The 22,423-nt window shown below is 62.5% G+C and carries 20 protein-coding genes; 6 read left to right on the top strand and 14 right to left on the bottom strand.

Going from position 1 to position 22,423, the window contains the following annotated elements; translation table 11 throughout:
- The first annotated feature begins 56 nt into the window (after nucleotides 1–56).
- The 5 genes from pseG to DNK89_RS06070 are packed head-to-tail and all read left to right on the top strand — an operon-like array spanning nucleotide 57 to nucleotide 5,886.
- Nucleotides 57–1,592, top strand: a complete 1,536-nt coding sequence (pseG, locus tag DNK89_RS06090; RefSeq protein WP_153064246.1) for a UDP-2,4-diacetamido-2,4,6-trideoxy-beta-L-altropyranose hydrolase — start codon at nucleotides 57–59, stop codon at nucleotides 1,590–1,592.
- On the top strand, nucleotides 1,589–2,293 hold the full coding sequence (locus DNK89_RS06085) for a hypothetical protein (protein WP_203422213.1): 705 nt from the start codon (nucleotides 1,589–1,591) through the stop codon (nucleotides 2,291–2,293). The genes pseG and DNK89_RS06085 overlap by 4 nt, the downstream gene beginning before the upstream one ends.
- Complete coding sequence (locus tag DNK89_RS06080) at nucleotides 2,290–2,985, top strand: PIG-L deacetylase family protein (protein ID WP_203422212.1); 696 nt, start codon at nucleotides 2,290–2,292, stop codon at nucleotides 2,983–2,985. Before DNK89_RS06085 ends, DNK89_RS06080 begins: the two co-directional genes overlap by 4 nt.
- Nucleotides 2,986–3,022: 37 nt before the next feature.
- Complete coding sequence (pseI, locus tag DNK89_RS06075) at nucleotides 3,023–4,081, top strand: pseudaminic acid synthase (protein ID WP_110959354.1); 1,059 nt, start codon at nucleotides 3,023–3,025, stop codon at nucleotides 4,079–4,081.
- The gene (locus tag DNK89_RS06070; RefSeq protein WP_110959817.1) at nucleotides 4,078–5,886 is read left to right on the top strand and encodes a nucleoside-diphosphate sugar epimerase/dehydratase; all 1,809 of its coding nucleotides are present in this window, start codon (nucleotides 4,078–4,080) and stop codon (nucleotides 5,884–5,886) included. Before pseI ends, DNK89_RS06070 begins: the two co-directional genes overlap by 4 nt.
- Before the next feature lie 33 nt (nucleotides 5,887–5,919).
- Here the strand turns inward: DNK89_RS06070 and DNK89_RS06065 are convergent, their stop codons facing one another.
- Nucleotides 5,920–6,555 (bottom strand): LON peptidase substrate-binding domain-containing protein, encoded by a 636-nt coding sequence (locus DNK89_RS06065; RefSeq protein WP_110959816.1) that lies wholly within the window; start codon nucleotides 6,553–6,555, stop codon nucleotides 5,920–5,922.
- A 79-nt stretch (nucleotides 6,556–6,634) separates the two neighbouring features.
- Between DNK89_RS06065 and DNK89_RS06060 the strand changes: the two genes are divergently transcribed.
- The gene (locus DNK89_RS06060) at nucleotides 6,635–7,186 is read left to right on the top strand and encodes a YggT family protein (protein WP_015013228.1); all 552 of its coding nucleotides are present in this window, start codon (nucleotides 6,635–6,637) and stop codon (nucleotides 7,184–7,186) included.
- Nucleotides 7,187–7,300: 114 nt separating this feature from the next.
- Here the strand turns inward: DNK89_RS06060 and accD are convergent, their stop codons facing one another.
- The 13 genes from accD to DNK89_RS05995 form a co-directional block, all read right to left on the bottom strand.
- Entirely contained in the window at nucleotides 7,301–8,173 is an 873-nt protein-coding gene (accD, locus tag DNK89_RS06055) for an acetyl-CoA carboxylase, carboxyltransferase subunit beta (RefSeq protein ID WP_015013229.1), read from the bottom strand.
- A gap of 115 nt (nucleotides 8,174–8,288) precedes the next feature.
- Nucleotides 8,289–9,098 carry a tryptophan synthase subunit alpha gene (trpA, locus tag DNK89_RS06050; RefSeq protein ID WP_015013230.1) on the bottom strand — a complete coding sequence of 270 codons (810 nt, stop codon included), beginning with the start codon at nucleotides 9,096–9,098 and terminating at the stop codon, nucleotides 8,289–8,291.
- Nucleotides 9,099–10,382 (bottom strand): tryptophan synthase subunit beta, encoded by a 1,284-nt coding sequence (gene trpB, locus DNK89_RS06045; protein WP_110959353.1) that lies wholly within the window; start codon nucleotides 10,380–10,382, stop codon nucleotides 9,099–9,101.
- Entirely contained in the window at nucleotides 10,360–11,160 is an 801-nt protein-coding gene (locus DNK89_RS06040) for a phosphoribosylanthranilate isomerase (RefSeq protein ID WP_110959352.1), read from the bottom strand. Before DNK89_RS06040 ends, trpB begins: the two co-directional genes overlap by 23 nt.
- A complete protein-coding gene (gene truA, locus DNK89_RS06035; protein WP_110959351.1) occupies nucleotides 11,157–11,978 on the bottom strand; it encodes a tRNA pseudouridine(38-40) synthase TruA in 822 nt (273 codons plus the stop codon). Before truA ends, DNK89_RS06040 begins: the two co-directional genes overlap by 4 nt.
- A 53-nt stretch (nucleotides 11,979–12,031) precedes the next feature.
- Complete coding sequence (locus tag DNK89_RS06030; RefSeq protein WP_203422211.1) at nucleotides 12,032–14,647, bottom strand: FimV/HubP family polar landmark protein; 2,616 nt, start codon at nucleotides 14,645–14,647, stop codon at nucleotides 12,032–12,034.
- A gap of 287 nt (nucleotides 14,648–14,934) precedes the next feature.
- Nucleotides 14,935–16,065: an aspartate-semialdehyde dehydrogenase gene (asd, locus tag DNK89_RS06025; RefSeq protein WP_110959350.1), complete on the bottom strand. Its 1,131-nt coding sequence runs from the start codon at nucleotides 16,063–16,065 to the stop codon at nucleotides 14,935–14,937.
- A gap of 401 nt (nucleotides 16,066–16,466) precedes the next feature.
- The gene (gene leuB, locus DNK89_RS06020) at nucleotides 16,467–17,540 is read right to left on the bottom strand and encodes a 3-isopropylmalate dehydrogenase (RefSeq protein ID WP_110959349.1); all 1,074 of its coding nucleotides are present in this window, start codon (nucleotides 17,538–17,540) and stop codon (nucleotides 16,467–16,469) included.
- Between the two features lie 76 nt (nucleotides 17,541–17,616).
- Nucleotides 17,617–18,267, bottom strand: a complete 651-nt coding sequence (gene leuD, locus DNK89_RS06015; RefSeq protein WP_015013237.1) for a 3-isopropylmalate dehydratase small subunit — start codon at nucleotides 18,265–18,267, stop codon at nucleotides 17,617–17,619.
- A gap of 11 nt (nucleotides 18,268–18,278) precedes the next feature.
- Entirely contained in the window at nucleotides 18,279–18,404 is a 126-nt protein-coding gene (locus DNK89_RS06010; RefSeq protein WP_015013238.1) for an entericidin A/B family lipoprotein, read from the bottom strand.
- 12 nt (nucleotides 18,405–18,416) lie between these two features.
- Nucleotides 18,417–19,838, bottom strand: coding sequence for a 3-isopropylmalate dehydratase large subunit (gene leuC, locus DNK89_RS06005; RefSeq protein ID WP_015013239.1), 1,422 nt, complete (start codon nucleotides 19,836–19,838; stop codon nucleotides 18,417–18,419).
- A 28-nt stretch (nucleotides 19,839–19,866) separates the two neighbouring features.
- On the bottom strand, nucleotides 19,867–20,844 hold the full coding sequence (locus DNK89_RS06000) for a LysR family transcriptional regulator (RefSeq protein ID WP_110959348.1): 978 nt from the start codon (nucleotides 20,842–20,844) through the stop codon (nucleotides 19,867–19,869).
- A gap of 136 nt (nucleotides 20,845–20,980) precedes the next feature.
- Nucleotides 20,981–22,345: an MBL fold metallo-hydrolase RNA specificity domain-containing protein gene (locus DNK89_RS05995; protein ID WP_110959347.1), complete on the bottom strand. Its 1,365-nt coding sequence runs from the start codon at nucleotides 22,343–22,345 to the stop codon at nucleotides 20,981–20,983.
- Nucleotides 22,346–22,423: the final 78 nt, after the last annotated feature.

The following is a 22,423-nucleotide window of genomic DNA, read 5'->3' as shown; positions in this document are numbered from 1 at the left end:
GCCCCGGCGATGCGTTGCTGACGGGGCATGCAATCCACTCGCTTTGTCTGACTTGAGTGACATCAAACACCATGGTTATGCGCGTAGCGATTCGTGTCGATGCTTCTGCCGCAATCGGTACTGGTCACATCAAACGCTGCCTGTCACTGGCGCAGGCACTGAGCGAATCCGGTGCTGAGATCCGGTTCGTCTGTCGGCACATCGACACTGTTGCAGCACGGTTGATGAATATGGGCGTGCACGCCGAGCACTGGCTGCCTGCACCCGCAGAGGCGCTCACTCCCCAGCCCGATGCCCCACCACACGCCGCCTGGGCCGGTGTGCCACAAGCACAGGACGCGACCGAGACCACACTAGCCCTGTCGAAATGGTGCCCTGACTGGGTGGTGGTGGACCACTACGCCTTCGACGCCCGTTGGCATCGCGCGGTGCGCGATGCGCTGGGCTGCCGCCTGCTGGTCGTTGATGACACGGCCGACCGCGCGCTCGACGCCGATGCCCTGTTGGACCACAACTGGGCGCCCGATCATCGCGCGAAGTACGCAGGACGGCTGACGCGTGAACCACGGTGGTTTTGCGGACCGCGGTTTGCGCTTCTGTCGGCGGCCTACCGGCACGCGCCCCGCTACTGCTTTCATGATCCGGTACGCAGTGCTGGGGTCTTCATGGGGGGGACCGACCCAGGCGGCATTTCAGGTCGTGCGCTGGCGGCCTGCCGAAGCGCCGGATTCAGCGGACTGGTGGAAGTGGTGTCCACGTCGGCCAACCCGCAACTGCCCGCGTTGCGCGAAGCCTGTGCCCGGGATGGTCGGGCGGCGTTGACACTTGACCACCCCAACCTCGCTACCTTCTTCGCCCGCCACGACCTGCAAATTGGTGCCGGAGGTGGCGCTGCCTGGGAGCGCTGCTGCATCGGCGCTCCAAGTGTGGTGGTGGCATTCGCGGACAATCAGAATGCTGTTGTCAAGGCTCTGGGCTCCTTGGGCGCTGCTGTTGGGTCTAGCCCAGACGCCCTACACCTCTCAAACAGCGTTCGGGCGCTGATTGAAAAACCAGAACTACGCAGAAATATGGCCGCATTGAGTCGTGAACTTGTCGACGGCTATGGGACCCTTCGTGTAGCGATTGCACTGCTTGGCTCGAAAGTGCTGCTGACACCGGCGAAACAATCTGATGCAAAGATAGCTTTTCCTTGGCGCAATTCTGCGATAACCAGGCGCTTCTTTCGTGACCCAAGGACGTTGACCCTGATAGAGCATATGGCTTGGTGGTGCCAGACCCTGTCAAGAGCGGATCGAAACCTCCTGATAGCGCGGCTAGGGCGTGTCAAGGTTGGTGTTTTGCGGTTAGATTGGGACGCAGAACGCCAACAAGCGGAGGTCTCTATCTACCTCGATCCAAATTACGCTGGATTGGGGCTGGGTAAACAAATGCTACGCGAATTAAGCCTTTGGGTACAAGTTTCAGCTTCCAACCCGAAGCGCCTTGTCGCCGAGATCCACCCGGATAACCTTGCCTCTAGGCGTGCCTTTGAGTCCGCTGGGTACCGCCGCTTGGATGATCAACATTGGTGTTTGGAACTCGCTATATGACAACCACCATTCCACGGATCGTTATTGCAGCGGCACATGGACGGTACGACGAACTCGAAAAAGCCTTGTTTGGACTTAACCGGTACGAGGTTTTGCGTGTGCGTAGCCGAGATGAGCTGACGGTTGAGCGTCTCGAAGCATTCGGCGCCGACTATGTCTTTTTCCCGCACTGGTCGTGGAGGATTCCAGCTTCGGTCTTTGAGCGTTTCGAATGCGTAATCTTCCACATGACCGATGTTCCATTTGGGAGAGGTGGATCACCACTGCAGAATCTGGTGGTCCGTGGCATCGAGAGCACCGTACTCACGGCGCTCAGATGTTCGCAAGAGATGGATGCAGGACCTGTCTACCTGAAACTTCCGCTATCAACTTTGGGCACAGCGGAAGAGGTTTTCATCCGAGCGTCTTTCCTCATGCTCCCGATGATGATCCGCATTGTTGACGAGCGCATAGAACCTCACGCGCAATCTGGTGAACCCACATTTTTCCAGAGGCGTACGCCCGAGCAGGGGAATTTGCAGTCGCTGAAATCTCTGACGGACCTTCACGACTTCATACGCATGCTGGATGCCGACGGCTATCCCCATGCTTTTTTGGATGTCGGAGTATTCCGGCTACGCTTCAGGCGGTCGTCCTTAAGCCCGAACTCAGTTAAGGCCGACGTCGTATTCACATACCTGAACCAAGAGGATCAAAATTGAAACAAAAATGTGCCTTGGTTGTTGCCGCCCATCCCGATGACGAAGTATTGGGTTGTGCAGGGACTGTCGCAGAAATGTGTGCCCAAGGCTGGGAAGTCCACCATCTGATACTTGCAGAGGGCGCAGCGAGTAGATTGCTTACGGCGGGCGAGCGGGTCTGTGTAAGTAATGAGATTTCTGCCTTGCAGCAATCGGCAAAGAAAGCCGCCAACGCATTGGGAGTGAGAAGCGTGGAATTTGGTGATTTCCCCGACAACAGGATGGATGGCGTCAATTTATTAGACATCGTCAAGCGCATCGAGTCGACCATTGAGTCCGTGCGCCCAATTCGGGTCTATACCCACCAAGCTTGGGATGTCAACGTTGACCATCGCATAGTTCATGAAGCAGTAGCTGCAGCCACACGTCCCACACCGGGTCATCCTGTAAAGCAATTGCTGTATTTCGAAGTCCCGTCGAGCACCGAATGGCGCACATCGGGAGCCCCAATGGCGTTTTACCCAAACTACTTCGTTGATATCTCAAAGAGACTTGATATCAAGCGCAATGCACTGGAGGCGTATGCCTCAGAAATGCGAACATTTCCACATCCTCGCTCCGTACAGGCGGTGATGCACCTCGCAGCGTGGCGCGGCTCAACGGTTGGCGTAGCTGCCGCAGAAGCATTTCAGGTCGGTCGATGGATCGAATGACCCGTTCAAATTGAACAACAACTTTCTTTCATCGCCGATGAAAATACTTGACCGCACCATCGGACCCGGCCACCGCCCCTACCTGATCGCCGAGATGTCTGGCAACCACAACCAGTCGCTCGAACGCGCGCTGTCTATTGTGGATGCGGCGGCCGCTCACGGCGCGGACGCCATCAAGCTGCAGACCTACACGGCCGATACCATGACGCTGAACCTGCGCATGCCAGGCTTCGTGATCGATGACCCCAAGAGCCTGTGGGCCGGCCGTCAGCTTTACGAGCTCTACCAGGAGGCCCACACTCCGTGGGAATGGCACGCGCCCATCATGGAACGTGCGGCACAGCACGGCATGCACTGCTTCAGCACCCCCTTCGATTTCAGCTCAGTGGACTTTCTTGAATCGCTGAACGTGCCGGCTTACAAGATTGCCTCGTTCGAGAACACCGACCTACCGCTGATCCGCCGTGTGGCAGCCACCGGCAAGCCCCTGATCATGTCCACTGGTATGGCCACGGCGGCCGAAATCGATGAAGCAGTTCGCGCCGCCCGCGAAGCCGGTTGCCGCGACTTGGTGCTGCTCAAGTGCACCAGCACCTACCCGGCCACGGCGGAAAACACCAATATCTCCACCATCCCGCACATGCGCACGCTGTTCGGCTGCGAGGTCGGCTTGTCGGACCACACCATGGGCTGCGGCGTGTCGGTGGCCGCCACCGCGCTGGGCGCGACGGTGATCGAAAAACACTTCACCCTGCGCCGCGTCGATGGCGGGGTGGATTCGAGCTTTTCGATGGAACCGCACGAGCTGCGCCAGCTGCGCGAGGAAACCGAACGCGCCATGCATGCGGTCGGCCAGGTCAGCTACGGCCCGACCGCCGCCGAGATGAAATCACTCGCCTTTCGCCGCTCTCTCTACATCGCGCAAGACCTTAAGGCCGGCGATGTACTTACGAGCGAGAACCTGCGCTGTGTGCGCCCCGGCTTTGGCCTTCCACCCAAACATCTGGACAGCCTGCTGGGCCAGCGCATTGGCCGCGACGTAGTGGCCGGCACGCCTATGGCATGGTCGCTGCTCCGCCCAGTGAGCTCGGCATGATCGGCGCACTCACGCGCTGGCTGCAGCTACCACTGGATCTGTTGTTGGTCGCTACCGCCTGGTGGCTGGCGTTCTGGTTTCGATTCAACCTAGACACGCCCGACGATTTCCAGATCATGATGCTGGAGACCCTCACTGTGCCCATGCTGGCTTATTGCTTGAGCCTGCTCGGCTGGGGTGTATACCGCCATATTTGGCGCTATACCAGCTTGGCCGAGCTGAATCGCCTAGTTTACGGAGTCGTTTTCGCTGGTCTTCTCTCGACTGCAGCGGTGTTGATGCAGCGCGTCGAATCGTTTCCGCGCTCTGTGCTGCTGCTGCATCCCATGCTTGCGCTGCTATTGCTCGGGGCTGCGAGAATGGGGGCCCGACTGTTGTTGACCAGACGAGAACATGCAGCACCCACAGGCAAGCCGTTGTTGCTAGTAGGCTCGGTTCAGGATGCGGCTGCAGCTTTGCCCGCCTTGCGAAGCGCGCGTTTGTGGTCGCCGGTGGGTATCGTCAGCCCCGTTGCCAGTGAAAAAGGCCGCAACCTGCAGGGACTGAGCGTGCTCGGAGGCTTGGCCGAGATTCGCCATATTGCCGAACGCACCAAGGCGGCTGCAGCTCTCGTGGTCTTAGCCGCAGGGTCTGATGCGAGGCGCGAGGCGCTTATGAGGGCTAGCGAAGTGAGCCTTCCCCTTCTCACTATGCCTCGAGCAGACGAATGGCTGCGTTCGGAAGATGGGCAACCGAGACGTGTAGAGCTGGAGGACTTGTTGGGTAGGGTGCCGGTCGCGCTAGACGAAAAGGGGCTATCCGAGCTGATCGCCGGAGAGAGTGTTTTGATTACGGGTGCTGGCGGTTCGATTGGATCGGAGTTATGCCGCCAGATTGCGCGCTTTGGCGTTGCGCGGCTTGTCTGCGTTGACGTGTCTGAATACGCTATTTATCAGCTGGAGCAAGAGTTACGAAAAGCTCATCCCCAGATGCAGGGGCTTTACTACACGGGCAATGTCCGAGAATATGAGCGATTGCTTGCCGTTGCGCAGCACCATCGACCCAAGGTGATATTTCATGCCGCTGCCTATAAGCATGTTCCCTTGATGGAATCTTTAAACGAAGTCGAAGCCCTGCGCACCAATGTGTTGGGAACACTGAATGCCGCCCGTGTCGCTGGCGCCGTCGGAGCTACCCGCTTTGTGCTCATATCCACGGACAAAGCGGTCAATCCGACGAATGTTATGGGTGCAAGCAAACGATTGGCTGAACTGGTCATGCAATCGGTGGCTGCGGAGTACGGCGGCACACGCTTCATGGCTGTACGCTTTGGAAACGTGTTGGGCTCCAGTGGCTCGGTAGTTCCTTTGTTCTCTGCGCAGATTGCGCGTGGCGGCCCGGTGACAGTTACGCATCCAGACATCGTCCGGTACTTTATGACGATTCCTGAAGCATCCCAACTGGTTTTGCAGGCTGGTTTGATGGGGCGTTCGGGACAGATTTTTGTGTTGGATATGGGTGAGCCGGTCAAAATTCTTGATTTGGCGAAGATTTTGATACGGTTATCTGGCAAGAGTGAACAGGAAGTTCCTATAGTTTTCACGGGGCTCAGACCAGGCGAGAAGCTCTACGAAGAACTTCTGGCCAATGGGGAAACCACTCTTCCGACACCCCACCCCAAACTGCACGTGGCAAAAACGAACGCATCAGGTCATCTGAATCCGGACGATGTCCGCAAAGATATCGAGGGTTTAGGGAGTGACCCAGCAGCGTCATCGCTACGCGTTTGGTTACAGAGCTTGGTCCCAGAATATTTAGTACGTTGATTCAGCAGTGGCATTCGTCTCTTGCGTTTCGGGCTATTGCGCTATCCCCGTCCGCTCCAACACATCCCCCACCAACTCCAGACGCACCAGCGGGTTGTCCAGCTCCATCAACCGCTGTTTCAGCTCGAGGGGGACAGGCAGCAATTCGCACCACCGGTTGGCTACCCAGCCGCAATCATCCAGTTGCGCTGGGGTAGGCGTTACCAAGTGGGGCATGCCCGGGTCGCGTACCTGGAGAGTGTTTAAAACCTGCGCCAATGCCGTTGACGCCTTTTTGAGGTCCTCTGGGACCGGTACGGTCAGATCCCGTTCGATATGGCCTACGTCTGCTGTCCACAAACCGTGTGGCAAGTGGCGGCGCTGGGTGATCCGAAAACGCTGGCTACCACGGCATAGCACAGTGATCAGTCCAGGCTGTGGTGTTTCCAGTTGCTCGATGACGGCGAGGGTGCCGATGTCGTTGAAGCGTTCCTCCGGTGCGCCAGCTTGGCGTACTTCCTGTCCCTGGGTGAGAGAGACGACGCCAAATGGTGCGCCTGCTTGGTGGCACTTGCGCACCATGTCCAGGTAGCGCACCTCAAACACCCGCAGCGCCAGCACCCCGTCCGGGAACAGAACGGAGCCCAGGGGGAAAAGCGGCAGGGACGACAAGGTGAGGGGTGGGGTCATGGGCGCGCGGGTGCCTTGGCCCGCTATCATCCCATGACACTGTCGGCTTTTGCTGCGCACCACTGCTTTTGTCTCATCCATGCTCTATCAGATCGCCTCTTTCCTGCTTGATGTTGTTGGCGGCTTGCTGACCGGGGCCTGCCTCTTGCGGCTGTACATGCAGTGGCAGCGGGTGCCGTTTTCCAACCCCGTTGGTGGGTTGGTGTTTGCATTGACCGACTGGCTGATCATGCCGCTGCGCCGGGTGATACCACCGGCGGGGCGTTGGGATGTGTCCAGCCTGGTGGCAGCGATGCTCGTGCAACTGGTGCAGTACGCGTTGTTGACGTTGCTGCTGGGAGCTGGCTCGGCGTGGGCATGGTTGCCCTGGCTGGCCTTGTTCGGTCTGCTGCGCGTGGCGGTCTCGGGGCTGATCGGCCTGCTGATCGTCTATGCGGTCCTGTCCTGGATACAAGGCGGTCGTTCGCCTCTGGCCGATGTGATTGCACGGCTGTGCGAGCCCGTGTTGCGACCATTTCGCCGGGTGATTCCGCTGATGGGCGGCTTTGATCTGTCACCCTTGGTGGCGCTGGTGGTGCTGCAGGTCGCGATGATCGTTTTGGGCCATTTGCAGGCCAGTGTGATGCGTTGAGGCACCAAAACGGCCCGATGCGCGAGGCGCATATGCCTTAATTGCTATTGAAAATATAGCGTTGATGGTGGGAGATAGGCCCGGCCCAGTTCCTTCCCAGGGACTGGGTGTTATTCACATCACCGCGTCGGCGGGCAGTCGTTGCAGCATGGCCAGGCTGCTGGCGACGGTGTTGCGCAGCTCGCGGCGGTCGCAGATGAAGTCCACGGCGCCCTTGGTCTGCAGGAATTCGGCACGCTGAAAGCCCTCAGGCAGGGTCACGCGCACGGTGGATTCGATCACTCGGGGGCCGGCAAAGCCGATCAAGGCCTTGGGCTCGGCAATCACGATGTCGCCCACGAAGGCAAAGCCGGCGCTCACGCCGCCCATGGTCGGGTCGGTCAGCACGCTAATGTAGGGCAGGCCCTTCTTGGCCAAGCGGGTGAGGGCCGCGTTGGTCTTGGCCATCTGCATGAGAGACAGCAGGCCTTCCTGCATGCGCGCACCGCCGGTGGCGGTGAAGCAGATAAAGGGCACCTTCTGCTCGATGGCGGTTTCCACGCCGCGCACAAAGCGCTCGCCCACCACGGACCCCATGGAGCCGCCCATGAAGTCGAACTCGAAGCAGGCGGCGACCACGTTGATGCTCTTGACCGCGCCGCCCATGACGATGAGAGCGTCAGTCTCGCCAGTGTTCTCCAGGGCTTCCTTCAGGCGCTCGGGGTACTTGCGGCTGTCCTTGAACTTGAGGGCATCCACAGGCAGCACTTCCTGGCCGATTTCGTAGCGGCCTTCGGCGTCCAGAAAGGCGTCCAGGCGGGCGCGCGCGCCAATGCGGTGGTGGTGGCTGCAATGGGGGCAGACATTCTGGTTGTGTTCCAGATCCGCCTTGTAGAGCACCGTTTCGCAGCTCGGGCACTTGATCCAGAGGCCTTCGGGCACCTGGCGGCGCTCGGTGGGGTCGGTTTGCTGGATTTTGGCGGGCAGAAGTTTTTCGAGCCAGGACATGGTGTTCTCCTCTTCAGTGGCGCGACTTGCTACAAAGCCCGTAGGCGTTTGCGGGGCAGGCCGGGTGTGAATCTGTCGGCGCACCCCGCAGGATGCGCCGGGCTGCATTATGCGACTAGGCGTCCAGGGCCTTGCGGATGCCGCGCAGGAAGTCGATGGTCAGGGGCACCACCTTGGCGTGCTCCTGGTCTTCAATCAACTGGATGATGCGGCTGCCGATGACCACGGCATCGGCCACCTTGCCGATGGCCTGGGCGGTGGCGGCGTCGCGGATGCCGAAGCCCACACCCACCGGGATGGTCACGTGCTGGCGAATACGGGGCAGCATCTGCTCCACGGCCGCCGTGTCCAGCGCGCCTGAGCCGGTCACGCCCTTGAGCGATACGTAATACACATAGCCGCTGGCCACACGCGCCACCTGGGCCATGCGCTCATTCGTGCTGGTGGGGGCCAGCAGGAAGATCAGGTCCATGCCGTGCGCGCGCAGGCTGGCGGCAAAGGCTTCGCATTCTTCGGGCGGGTAGTCCACGATGAGCACGCCGTCCACGCCCGCAGCGGCAGAGTCGCGCACAAACGCGCCATCACCGTGCTTCTGGTCGTAGCGTTCCACAGGGTTGGCATAGCCCATCAACACCACTGGCGTGGTGCTGTTGCGCTTGCGGAACTCACGCACATGGTCGAGCACCTGCACCATGCCAATGCCCAGGCTGAGGGCTTTTTCACCCGCCTTCTGGATCACCGGGCCATCGGCCATGGGGTCGGAAAAGGGCACGCCCAGCTCGATCACGTCGGCACCGGCCTCGACCATGCCGTGCATGAGCGCGGGGGTGATGTCGGCGAACGGGAAACCGGCGGTCACATAAGGAATCAGCGCCTTGCGGCCCTGGGCTTGCAGGGCAGAAAAGGTGGATGCGATACGGCTCATTTATTTCACCAACTTGATGGGTTGCTCGCCGCCCTTGACGGACTGCCCCTGGCAGCTGGGTCGGCAGTAAAAGTCGGCGCCACTGAGATCGGCCACAGTACCAATGTCCTTGTCGCCCCGGCCCGAGAGGTTGACCAGGATCGACTGGTCTGGGCGCATGGTTTTGGCCAGCTTCATGGCGTAGGCCACGGCGTGACTGGATTCGAGTGCGGGGATGATGCCCTCGGTGCGGCACAGGTAGTGGAAGGCGTCCAGCGCTTCCTGGTCGGTGATGCCGACGTATTCGGCGCGGCCGATTTCCTGCAACCAGGCGTGCTCCGGGCCCACGCCGGGGTAGTCCAGGCCAGCGCTGATGCTATGGGTTTCGGTGATCTGGCCGTTGTCATCCTGCAGGATGAAGGTGCGGTTGCCGTGCAGCACGCCCGCGCTGCCCTTTTGCAGCGATGCCGAGTGTTTGCCCGACTCCAAGCCTTCGCCCGCAGCTTCCACGCCGATGAGGCGCGTTTTCTCGAAAGGGATGTAAGGGTGGAAGATGCCCATGGCATTGCTGCCACCACCGACACAGGCGATCACAGCATCGGGTTGCTGGCCCAGCACCTTTTGCTCGGCCAGCATGGCAGGCATCTGCTCGATGCATTCCTTGCCGATCACGCTCTGGAAGTCGCGCACCATCATGGGGTAGGGGTGCGGGCCTGCCACCGTGCCGATGATGTAGAAGGTGTTGTCCACATTCGCCACCCAGTCGCGCATGGCGTCGTTCAGGGCGTCTTTCAGGGTCTTGCTGCCGGACTCCACGGGCACCACGGTGGCGCCCAGCAGTTTCATGCGGTACACGTTGGGGCTTTGGCGCTTCACGTCTTCGGCACCCATGTACACCACGCATTCCAGGCCGTAGCGGGCGCAGATGGTTGCCGTGGCCACGCCGTGCTGGCCCGCGCCGGTTTCTGCAATCACACGGGGCTTGCCCATGCGCTTGGCCAGCATGGCCTGGCCGATCACATTGTTGATCTTGTGTGCGCCGGTGTGGTTCAGATCTTCGCGCTTGAGGTAAATCTGCGCGCCGCCCATTTCGCGGCTGGTGCGCGCCGCATGGTAGATGGGAGAGGGACGGCCAACGAAGTGCTTGAGTTCGTACTGGAACTCGGCCAGAAACTCCGGGTCGTTCTGGTAGCGGGCGTAAGCCTCGCGCAGTTCCTGGATGGCGTGGGTCAGGGTTTCGCTGACAAAACTGCCCCCATAGGGGCCAAAGTGCCCGGAGGCGTCAGGTTGCTGATAGGAGCTCATGGGGATTCTTTGCAAGTTGTGCATCGGCCGCACGCACGGCGGCTACGAAGCGTTGAATTTTTTCGGCGTCCTTGATGCCCTTGATGGGCTTGCCATCAGGGCCATCGGCTTCAACGCCAGAGCTGACATCCACCGCCAGCGAGAGACCTCGCGGGCGGACTTGCAAAATGCCATCGGTCACGTTTGCAGGCGTGAGTCCACCAGACAAAACGAGGTGAGAGCTGACGCTTGGTGGAAGGAGTGACCAATTGAATGCCTTGCCGCCGCCGCCATAGCCGTCGACATGGGCGTCGAGCAGGATGGCTTGGGCGTGGGAGTAATCGTGGGCGTATTTTACGAGGTCAAACTGCGCCGCTCCATCGCCAAGGGGAATTCGGGCGGCTCGCAGGTAGGGGCGTGCCCCGTGGTGGGTGGCGGCTAGGCAGTCCTGCGGCGTTTCATCACCATGAAATTGCACTGTAGCGCCAGCAATCATTGTGCTGGCTGCTATCACATTAGGAGTGGATTCGTTCACGAACAGCAGCACGGGTGTGACAAACGGCGGCAGGCGCCGGGCCAACTGCGCGGCCCGCTGAGGGGTGACCGCCCGTGGGCTGGGGGCGTAGAGCACAAAGCCCACCGCATCGGCGCCCGCAGCCACGGCTGCATCCACGTCTTCCTCGCGGGTCAACCCACAGATCTTGATGCGGGTGCGTACGTTGGCAGATGCCTGGAAAGGGGCGTGGAGGCGTTGACTGGCAGCTGGGGGGGTTGTGGTCGGTGGGGTGGCCTGGTTCATGGAAGCCAATCATACGCAGCCGTGCGCTGGGGCAGGCCCCAGGCTGCGTCGTAGACGGGCCCTTGAAAGTACAGCCCGTCTGGCGAAAACGTCGGCGCAGCCACCTTGCGGGATCGGGCTGCCAGCACCTCGGCCATCCATTCGGGAGGCTGCGTGCCCTGGCCGATGGCGATCAGGCAGCCCATGATGTTGCGGATCATGTGGTGCAAGAAGGCGTTGGCTTCAAATTCAAAACGCCAGTAACAGGGGCTCCAGCCCAGCTCTGGGTGCGGTGCACTCGCGCCCCGTCGCACGATGTCGATGCGATGCAAGGTTTTGACGGGGGTCTTGGCCTGGCAGGCGGACGCGCGGAACGAGGTGAAGTCATGCTCGCCGATCAGGTAGTCGGCTGCCTGCCGCATGGCGCCATGGTCCAGCGGGTGAAACACCCAGCCCACCCGACCGGCATCTACGCTGGGCCGTACCGGCGACTGCAGCAACACGTAGGCATACCGCCGTGCCACCGCACTGGCTCGTGCATGGAATTGTTCAGGCACAGTCTGAGCCCACTGAACCGCAATGTCAGGCGGCAGGAAGGTGTTGGTGCCCCGCACCCAAGACGCAGCAGGGCGGTTGAGGGGGGTATCAAAGTGCACGACCTGCATCAGCCCGTGCACACCGGCATCCGTGCGGCCTGCGCAGAGCGTACTGACCGGATGTGTAGCAAAGCGGCCCAGGGCCGCTTCGAGTTTGTCCTGCACGGTGTTGCCAGAAAGCTGGCTTTGCCAGCCGTTGTAGGCTTGGCCGTTGTAGCTGACGCCCAGCGCCACCCGGGTCATGGGGGGGGCTGGGGAAGTGCTGGGTGCTAGATCAGCGGATGGGCCGGTCGGCATCAGCCCAGTTCAGCCAGCATGCGCTGCGCACGGGTCTTGAGGGCACCGCTGGACTCTGCCACCACTTCTTCAATCAGCGTGCGCGCACCATCCGTGTCACCGATGGCGTTGAACTCCTCGGCCAGTGCCAGCTTGGTGGCCAGAGGGTCGTCTTGTGCTGCGGCCGATCCGTCGTCGGCAAATTCTGGCGCCGGGGCAGCGGGTGCTTTGGCGGCAGGCGCTGCCATGGGCTTGGAGGGGGCGTTCAGGTCCAGAGACAGGTCGCCCAGGTCAAACTCCATCGGGCCGGAGTCCTGTGGCTCGCCGCTCAGAGGCATAGGACCCGACGGAGCCATGCTCAGGTCGTCACCGCTGGGGAAGTCCAGATTGGCCACGGGCGGGGGCGCCATCATGGGGCTGGGTGCAGTTTCCTGGCTGTTCCACGAGGCGCTAGGTTCTTCGGGGATGCTGGGCAAGTCCAGTTCGGGGCGCAGCGTTTGTGGTTCGCTGGCTTCGCTGCGGTTGTTGGCTGCAGTCGCCGCTGCGGCGGCCGCTGCAAACCCACCGGCTGCTGCTGGCGGCGCATCCGTCAGCGCGTCATCGGGCAGGTCCAGATCCAGATCGAGGTCCAGGTCCGGTGGCAAGGCTGCAGCAGGGCTGCCTGCGCCCGTGAATGTGCTGGGGAAGCCGCCCGGTGGCACCGAGGGTGATTCATCTTCGGCCATGCCGGGGCGGCCGCCGGGTTGGTACAGGCGGTTTTCGGGTTCCAGGTCACGCCCGAGTTCAGCAATCCGGTTCCAGTCAGGCCCTTCGCCTTGGGTCAGCTTGAACACTTCACCCGCGACAGCCTCCAGGGCTTTGCGGTCCTGGCGCTTGGCGTAGATTTCGCCCAGTTTGACGTGCACCGAGACGCGGCCGGGGTTGTGGCGCACGGCCTCTTTCAGGATTTCTTCGGCCTGGAGATCGCGGCCGTAGGCCAGATACACATCGGCTTCTGCCACAGGGTCTACGTCACCGCCTGCATCCAGCTGGCTGGGAGAGTAGGCCATGGACGAGCCCGTGGTCATGTCGCTGTTGGCCGTGTCTACGCGCTGGCCGCCGCTGGCACCAAAGAACGAGTCGGGCTGAATGCGGCTTTCGAGGAAGGAGCTGTCCACCCCGCCGTTCTGGCGACGGCGCTGGACCAGGCGGTAGGCGCCAAACCCGAGCAGACCCGCGACCAGGATGCCGCCGCCGACGGGCAGCAGCGGGTCGTCCATGAGGGTGGACAAGAAGCCGGGCTCTTCCACAGGCGCGGGGGCAGGCTTGGGAGTAGGCGCTGGCTTGGGTGCAGGTGTGGGGGCGGAAGCCTCTGCGGCGGAAGCCGAGGCAGCCGCTTCTGCTGCCACTGGGGTGTCTGCCGGCGTGCTGGCTGCTGCCTCGGGAGCAGAAGCGGGGGCTGCAGGTGCAGCGGGCGCGGTCGGTGTGGCCGGCACGGCTGGGGTCTGCACTGCCACCCCTGCTGGCGCGCTGGCGGCACCTGCGGCGGCCGGCGCGGCACTGCTGCCGGCAGCTGCGGACGCAGCGCTCAGCTTGTTCAGATCGGTAATGTTCTTGGACAACTCCGCCATCCGCGTGGCGGCTTCGCTGGCCTGTTTGTCCTTGGCGACTTGCTCTTCGGCCGCCTTTTGGCCTTTGACGGAGCCTTTGGACAGAGTGAGCTTGTCAGGTGCCGCTGTCGCGGGCTTTTTGTCTTCGACGCGCGTCTGGACGCTGCCGGAGGCAGAGCGCTGGGCCGCTGCCACTTCGGTCGAAGGGGCTGCCCCCGCCAGCTTGCGGCGGAAGTCATTGAAGTCCCGAGCCTGGGCTGCCAAAATCTGTCGTGCTTCAGGGGCGGGGGTGGATTGTGCTACGGCCTGGTCAGGCATCTGCAGCACGGCGCCAGCCCTCAGGCGGTTGACGTTACCTTGAATGAATGCATCCGGGTTGGCGCGCATCATGGCGACCAGCATCTGGTCGAGCGACACGCCAGCAGGCTTGTACGCGTTGGCAAGGCGGCCTGCGGTGTCGCCTGCCTGCACTGTCACACCGTCTGCCGGTGCGGGGCGGGGCGCGGCTGCGCGCGGCGCGGCCGGAGCTGCCGCAGGCTCGCTGGCGCGGGCCGTTGCTGCTGGGCGGGTTGCTGGCACCTGGGGTGCAGCAGGTGCAGAAATCTGGGGTGCCGCTGTGACCGCAGGCGCTGTGCGGCGCATGCTGGGCGGATCGAACAGCATGGTATAGCTGCGAACGATGCGGCCCGATCCCCAGTTGGCATCCAGCACCAAGTCCAGGAAGGGTTCATTCACGGGCCGGTCGCTGGACAAGCGCAACACGGCGGTGCCGTCAGCGCGGCGCTGCAGCTGGATCTGCAGGTTGTTCATGGTCTGCGTGTATTCCATGCCCTGGGCACGGAAGACTTCGGGGGCTGCCGTTGTGGCTCGCAGCGAGTCAGCTTCTGCGGGGGTGATTTGTGGCAGGTCGATTTCAGCGCGCAGGGGTTCGCCCAGGGCAGACTGCACGGTGATGCGGCCCAGTGCCAGCGCAGACGCGTCGCTGGTGTAGAAGCCAGCGCAAGCCACGGCCGCGGCCGCCAGGACAGAAAATTTCCAACGATGCATGTTTGCCAACAACTGATGAGGATTTTGTGCGGCTCGGACGAGCGGTGCTTTTTTTGTCATGGTCTGGTCCCGCCCCGGCGCGTGAAAATATGTAAAAAGCACCATAGCATCAATGTTTTGCACTGACAAGCTGAGGTGGCTCCGAAGCTTTGAGAGGGGTCCCGGCGCCCCAAATTGGGGCGTGCAGTTGTTGCCAATTGCCAACGCCGCGTAACCGAGTGTGTCGAAGGTCCAGGCACAAAAAAGCGCGCGCAATGGGGATTGCGCGCGCTTTTTGCAGCGGGTTATCAGGCGTTGAGCAAGATGCGCAGCATGCGGCGCAGGGGCTCTGCGGCGCCCCACAACAACTGATCGCCAATCGTGAAGGCGCCCACGTATTCAGGGCCCATGGCCAGCTTGCGGATGCGGCCCACGGGGATGGTCATAGTGCCGGTCACTGCCACGGGGGTCAGGTCCTTGATCGTGGCTTCGCGGGTGTTGGGTACCACCTTCACCCATTCGTTGTCGGCGGCGATCATGGCTTCGAGGTCGGCCACGGGCACATCCTTCTTGAGCTTGAAGGTCAGCGCCTGGCTGTGGCAACGCATGGCACCCACACGCACGCAGAAGCCGTCCACGGGAATGGCTGCAGAGCCAAAGCCCTCGCCCAGGCCCAAAATCTTGTTGGTCTCGGCCATGCCCTTCCACTCTTCCTTGGACTGGCCGTTGCCCAGATCCTTGTCGATCCAGGGGATCAGCGAGCCGCCCAGGGGCACGCCGAAGTTGGCGGTTTCGGCGCCGGTCAGGGCGCGCTGCTTGGCAATGACCTTGCGGTCGATTTCCAGGATGGCGCTCTTGGGGTCGTCGAGCAGGGCCTTCACCTCGGCGTTCAGCGTGCCGTATTGCGTGAGCAGTTCGCGCATGTGCTGCGCGCCGCCGCCGGACGCGGCCTGGTAGGTCTGGGTGCTCATCCACTCGACCAGACCGGCCTTGTAAAGTGCACCCACGCCCATCAGCATGCAACTCACGGTGCAGTTGCCGCCCACCCAGTTCTTGCCACCGTTGGCCAGCGCGTCCTTTATGACGGGCATGTTCACGGGGTCGAGGATGATGACCGCGTCCTTTTCCATGCGCAGGGTGGAGGCGGCGTCGATCCAGTGGCCGTTCCAGCCCGCAGCGCGCAGCTTGGGGAAGACTTCGGTGGTGTAGTCGCCGCCTTGCGCGGTGATGATGATGTCGCAGCGCTTGAGGGCGTCGATGTTGAAGGCGTCTTGCAGGGTGGTTTCGTTCTTGGCCTGCGCAGGGGCCTTGCCGCCGGCGTTGGAGGTGGAGAAGAACAATGGCTCAATCAGGTCGAAGTCTTTTTCCTCGACCATGCGGTCCATCAACACCGAGCCGACCATGCCGCGCCAGCCGACCAAACCTACCAACTTGCTCATTTCAACGCCCCTTTCAGATTAAGAAACAGTGCCAGACCAGACTGTTTGCCCCGGCTCGTCTGGCCGGGAGAGGGCGCACGACGGTACCGGAGCTGGATCAGCCCTTAATAATGGTCGTGGTTTTGGTGGTGATTGCGCGCACAGCCACGCCTGCCAGGGCGGCAGTAGCGGTGTTCAGGGCGAACGGGCGGGCGGCAAACATGGGGGTGATTGTAATGGATCGCGGCTTGCACGGGGCTTGCAGCGTTGCGCGAATGCCATGAAGCGCTGTGCAACGCCCCCTAAAGGGCTGGGTGGATCTGCGAGCCGGTGCCTGCCCATGAAAAAGGCGACCACAGAGGGTCGCCTTGGATGGATGCCGCTTGCCGCCGCTACGAGCAGCTCGTGGGGGCTGGCGCGGTTTACGCTTGCAGCGCCTTCACCACGGCGTCGCCCATCTGCGCTGTGCCGACCCTGGTGGTGCCTTCGCTGTAGATGTCGGGGGTGCGCAGGCCTTGGGCCAGCACCTTTTGTACGGCCGCTTCGATGCGCTGGGCGGCGGCTTCCTGGTTCAGGCTGAAGCGCAGCATCATCGCGGCGGAGAGGATGGTGGCCAGCGGGTTGGCCACGCCCTTGCCGGCGATGTCAGGGGCGCTGCCGTGGCTGGGCTCGTACAGGCCCTGGTTGCTGCTGTTCAGGCTGGCCGAGGGCAGCATGCCGATGGAGCCGGTGAGCATGGAGGCTTCGTCGCTCAAGATGTCGCCAAACATGTTGCCGGTCACCACCACGTCGAACGCCTTGGGGGCCTTGACCAGTTGCATGGCCGCGTTGTCCACGTACATGTGCTGCAGTTCGACGTCGGGGTACTGCTGGCCCACTTCGGTCATCACGTCCTTCCAGAACTGGAAGGTTTCCAGCACGTTGGCCTTGTCCACGCTGGTGACCTTCTTGTTGCGCTTGCGGGCGGCCTGGAAGGCGACATGGGCGATGCGCTCGATCTCGGGGCGCGAGTAGCGCATGGTGTCGAACGCTTCTTCGGCGCCAGGGAAGTGGCCATCCACTGCCGTGCGGCGGCCACGGGGTTGACCGAAGTAGATGTCGCCCGTCAGCTCGCGGATGATGAGGATGTCCAGGCCCGCGATCAGCTCGGGCTTGAGGCTCGATGCGCCCACCAGTTGCTCGTAGCAAATCGCGGGACGGAAATTGGCGAACAGGCCCAGGTTCTTGCGCAGGCCCAGGATGGCTTGCTCGGGTCGCAGAGGGCGGTCGAGCTTGTCGTATTTCCAGTCGCCCACGGCGCCGAACAGGATGGCGTCGGCTTCCTTGGCGAGCTTGAGGGTGGATTCGGGTAGCGGGTGGCCGTGGGCCTCGTAGGCGGCGCCGCCGACCAGTGCCGATTCCATCTCGAACTTCAGGTCGAGTGCGTTGAGGACCTTGACGGCCTCGGCCACGATTTCGGTACCGATGCCGTCACCCGGCAGAACTGCGATTTTCATTGGTTTTGCTTTGTTTTTGATAGCTGTCAGCGCATATGGATGTAGCGCTTGCAGCCAATTGGGCTGAATATTGGGGTTACGACACCATGGTGTGTGCCAGCCAGGGCTTGGTGGCCAGGCGCTGGGCTTCAAAGGCCTTGATCTTGTCCGACTGGCGCAGGGTCAGGCCGATGTCGTCAAAACCGTTGAGCAGGCAGTACTTGCGGAAGGCCTGCACCTCGAACGGGATTTCCTCGCCCTGGGGGCGCACGATGACCTGGCGCTCCAGGTCGATGGTGAGCTGGTAGCCCGGGAAGGCCGCCACTTCGTCGAACAGCTGGGCGACGGTGGCCTCAGGCAGCACGATGGGCAGCAGGCCGTTTTTGAAGCAGTTGTTGAAGAAGATGTCGGCAAAGCTGGGCGCGATCACGGCGCGAAAGCCGAACTGGTCCAGCGCCCAGGGCGCGTGTTCGCGGCTGGAGCCGCAGCCAAAGTTCTTGCGCGCGATCAGGATGCTGGCGCCTTTGTAACGTGGCTGGTTCAGCACAAAGTCGGGGTTGGGCTTGCGCTGGCTTTCGGGGATGCCCGGCTCGCCCTTGTCCAGGTAGCGCCATTCGTCAAACAGGTTGGGGCCAAAGCCCGTCTTCTTGATCGACTTGAGGAACTGCTTGGGAATGATGGCGTCGGTATCGACGTTCTCGCGGTCCATGGGAGCCACGAGGCCTTTGTGGAGGGTGAATTTCTGCATGTCAGGGGGCCTTATTTGGCTGCGCGCTCGATGGCCGATCCGGCCTTGCCGATGTCCTGGCCCACACCCTTGACGGTGTTGCAACCGGCCAGCAGGAACGTGAGGGTCAAAGCGATGAGGGTAGCGGTGGTTTTCATGGCAAAGCTCCTTCAGGCAAATTGGCGGATGTCTACGAAATGCCCGTGCACGGCAGCAGCAGCTGCCATGGCGGGGCTCACGAGATGGGTACGGCCCCCAGCGCCCTGGCGGCCTTCAAAGTTGCGGTTGCTGGTCGATGCGCAACGCTCGCCGGGCTCCAGGCGGTCGGCGTTCATGGCCAGGCACATGCTGCAGCCGGGCTCGCGCCATTCAAAGCCTGCGGCCTTGAAAATCTGGTCCAGGCCCTCGCGCTCGGCCTGTTCCTTGACCAGGCCCGAGCCGGGTACCACCATGGCCAGCTTCACATTGCTGGCCACCTTGCGGCCCAGGTTCTTCACCACGGCCGCGGCTTCGCGCATGTCTTCGATGCGGCTGTTGGTGCAGCTGCCGATGAACACCTTGTCGATGGTGATGTCGTTGATCGGTTTGCCGGGCGTGAGGCCCATGTAGGTCAAGGCGCGCTCGATGGCGCCACGTTTGTTGGCGTCCTTTTCCTTGTCAGGGTCCGGCACGCGGGCGTCCACGCCCAGCACCATCTCGGGGCTGGTGCCCCAGGTGACTTGGGGCACGATCTCGGCCGCGTCGAGCTTGACGACGGTGTCGAACTTTGCGTCGGGGTCAGAGTGCAGCGTCTTCCAGTACGCCACGGCCTGGTCCCACTCCACGCCCGTGGGCGACAGGGGGCGGCCCTTGACGTATTCAATGGTCTTGTCATCCACCGCCACCAGGCCGGCGCGGGCACCGGCCTCGATGGCCATGTTGCACACGGTCATGCGGCCTTCCATGCTCATGGCGCGGAAGACAGAGCCTGCAAATTCAATGGTGTAGCCCGTGCCGCCGGCGGTGCCGATCTTGCCGATGATGGCCAGCACCACGTCCTTGGGCGTCACGCCCTTGGCCAGCGTGCCGTCCACCTGCACCAGCATGTTCTTGGCCTTCTTTGCCAGCAGGGTCTGGGTGGCCATCACGTGCTCGACCTCAGAGGTGCCGATGCCGTGCGCCAGTGCGCCAAACGCGCCGTGTGTGCTGGTGTGGCTGTCGCCGCAGACCACGGTCATGCCGGGCAGGGTGGCGCCGTTTTCGGGGCCGATCACGTGCACGATGCCTTGGCGCTTGTGCATGAAGGGGAAGAACGCTGCCGGCGTGATCTGCGCGATGTTGTCGTTCAGCGTGGTGATCTGTTCCTTGCTGATCGGATCGGTGATGCCGTCGTAGCCGTTCTCCCAGCCCGTGGTGGGCGTGTTGTGGTCGGCAGTGGCCACGATGGAGCTCATGCGCCAGACCTTGCGGCCCGCCTCGCGCAGGCCTTCAAACGCCTGGGGGCTGGTCACTTCGTGCACCAGATGGCGGTCGATGTAGAGGATGGAGGTGCCGTCCTCTTCGGTGTGGACAACATGCTCGTCCCAGATCTTGTCGTACAGGGTGCGTCCCATGGCGTGGCTTTCTTTCTGCTTTCGGGCTTCAGGTGGGGGATTGGATTTTAGTGTCGGGGGCTGTTGGCGCCGAGGGTGGCTCCGGCCGCGGTGCCAGGTGTTCCACCAGCAATCGGGCTGTGACGGGCAGGGCGTCAAAGTCGCGGGCCACCACACGCAGTTCGCGGTGCGCCCAGGCATCGGTCAGCGGGATGGCCTGCAGGTTGCCCACGCCGCGCATCAGTGCAAACGCCCGATCGGGCAGCAGGCCCACGCCCAGGCCGTTGTCGATCATGCGGCACATGGCATCGAGCCCCGTGACCTGGATGCGTTGGCGCAGCGGGCGCCCGGCAGCGGCTGCGGCTGCGCGCATGGCCAGGCTGATGCTGCTGTTGGCGTGCAAGCCCACGATGTCCCAGTCCAGGACTTCTTCAAAATTAATAGCATCCAGCGCAGACAATTCATGCGCTCGGGGCACAACCAGCACCAGATTGTCAGCGCGGTAGGGGCGGGATTGCAGCGCCAGGGCACCGCCACTGTTCGCCATGCCGACGTTGCAAATGCCCAGGTCGGCGGCGCCTTCTTGCACCGCGTGCAGCACGTCGCTGGAGAGATGCTCCTGCAGATCGATCTTGATCTGGCTGTGCTCGCGCGCGAAGGCGCCCAGGTCTTCTGGTAGAAACTGGAAGATGGCCGAAATGTTGGCGTGCATGCGGACATGGCCGCGCACGCCGTCGGCGTATTCGCTCAGCTCGCCCTGCATGCGCTCCAGGCCGAACAGCACGGTGCGCGCATGGTGCAGGAGGCTCTCGCCAGCGGGCGTGAGCGTCACGCCCCGGCTGTGGCGGTAGAGCAGGGCCGTGTCCACGGCCGTTTCCAGATCCGACAGGCGCTTGCTCACGGCCGACGCCGCGATGAATTCGCGCTCGGCCGCACGGCCGATACTGCCGAGCTCGCACACAGCCACAAACAATTGCAGCGAGGTGAGGTCAATACGGCGCGCAAAACTGCGCTCGGAGCTTTTCATGGGGTTTTGACTTCTCAAAAAGAGAAGGTTTCATATTTTCTCCCCATTGTTGATAGTTTGTCATCGCGATACGCGATGGCCGCGATGCCGTTCTGCGCTAGAACTGCTCTCCTGGCGCACAGAACGACACCGAGGCTCAGGCCGCGCAGGTGCTGCCGTGTTCGGGCACCGAGGCCCGCCAACGCAGTTCGTGCTCAATGCGCTGGCGCAACCGGTCGGCAGCATCCATTTCGCCATGCACCACATACACCTGGTCGGGCGCGTGGCCCATGCTGCGCAGCCAGGCGATGAGCTGGTTGCCGTCCGCATGGGCCGATGCGGAAGACAGCTTGACCACTTCGGCTCGAACAGCCACGTCCTGGCCGTGGATGCGGATGTTTTTCTCGCCCTCGGCCAGGCGGGCGCCGCGCGTGCCCGGCGCCTGGTGCCCGGTCAGGATGATCATGTTGCGGTGGTCGCCCGCGTGCAGCGCCAAGTGGTGCAGTACGCGGCCCCCGGTGGCCATGCCGCTGGCCGACAGAATGACCATGGGCCCATGCAGCCGGGCCAAGCCTTTGGATTGTTCCGTCGTCTGGACCATGGTGGCGCCATGTTCCAGCGCCTGCACTTCGCGCCCGCTCAGGCGGTGTTCCTGCATGTGGTGCTGGAACAGCCCCGTGGTGCTCACAGCCATGGGGCTGTCCAGGAACACTTTGAGCGATGCGGGTACCACGCCCTGTGCCTTCAGCAACCCGATGGCGTGCAGCACGACCTGTGCGCGGCCCACGGCGAACACGGGCACCACGGCGATACCCCCGCGTGCAGCCAGGCGCTGCAGGGCGGGGCCCAGTTCGTCGAGCAGGCCCTCAGGCGGGTGCTCGCGGTCGCCGTAGGTGGATTCGATGAGCACCGTGTCCGCCTGTGGCGAGGCGTCTGGTGGGTTCATCAGCAAGTCGTCCGGCCGACCCAGGTCGCCGGAGAACAGGATGCGCCTGCCTCCCACCTCCAGCAGCACGCTGGCCGCCCCCAGGATGTGGCCCGCAGGCGAAAAGGTCACGCGCCAGCCGGGCAAGGGCTCGAAGGCTTTGTGGAACGGATGGATCTGGAACTGCTTGAGGCAGTGCAGTGCATCCAGCCGGGTATACAGGGGCAGGGCGGGGCTGTGGCTGCTGAGCTGGTGGCGGTTGAGGAAGGCGGCGTCTTCTTCCTGCAGGTGCCCGCTGTCAGGCAGCAGGATGGTGCACAGGTCGCGCGTGCCCGGCGTGCAATGGATGGCGTGGGTATAGCCGTCGCGCGCCAGCAAGGGCAGGTAGCCGCTGTGGTCCAGGTGGGCGTGGGTCAGCAACACGGCGTCGATCTGGTGTGGCGTGACAGGCAGGGGCTGCCAGTTGCGCAGGCGCAGTTGCTTGTAGCCCTGGAAAAGACCGCAATCGACCAGCAGGCTTTTGCCGTTGTAGTGCACCAGGTACTTGGAACCGGTGACAGTGCCGGAGCCGCCCAGGAAGGTGATGTTGACGTTCATGCCGATGCCTCTTGTTCCTTGTGTAACGGAATGCGGCCCCAGAGCCGCCGTGCGGGCTTTCATGCTACTGCGCAGGTG

This window comes from Acidovorax sp. ST3 (genome assembly GCF_003231145.1).
Classification (GTDB): Bacteria; Pseudomonadota; Gammaproteobacteria; order Burkholderiales; family Burkholderiaceae_C; genus Acidovorax.
The sequence above is the reverse complement of the archived record's forward strand: the minus strand, read 5'-3'. Positions and strand labels throughout refer to the sequence as shown.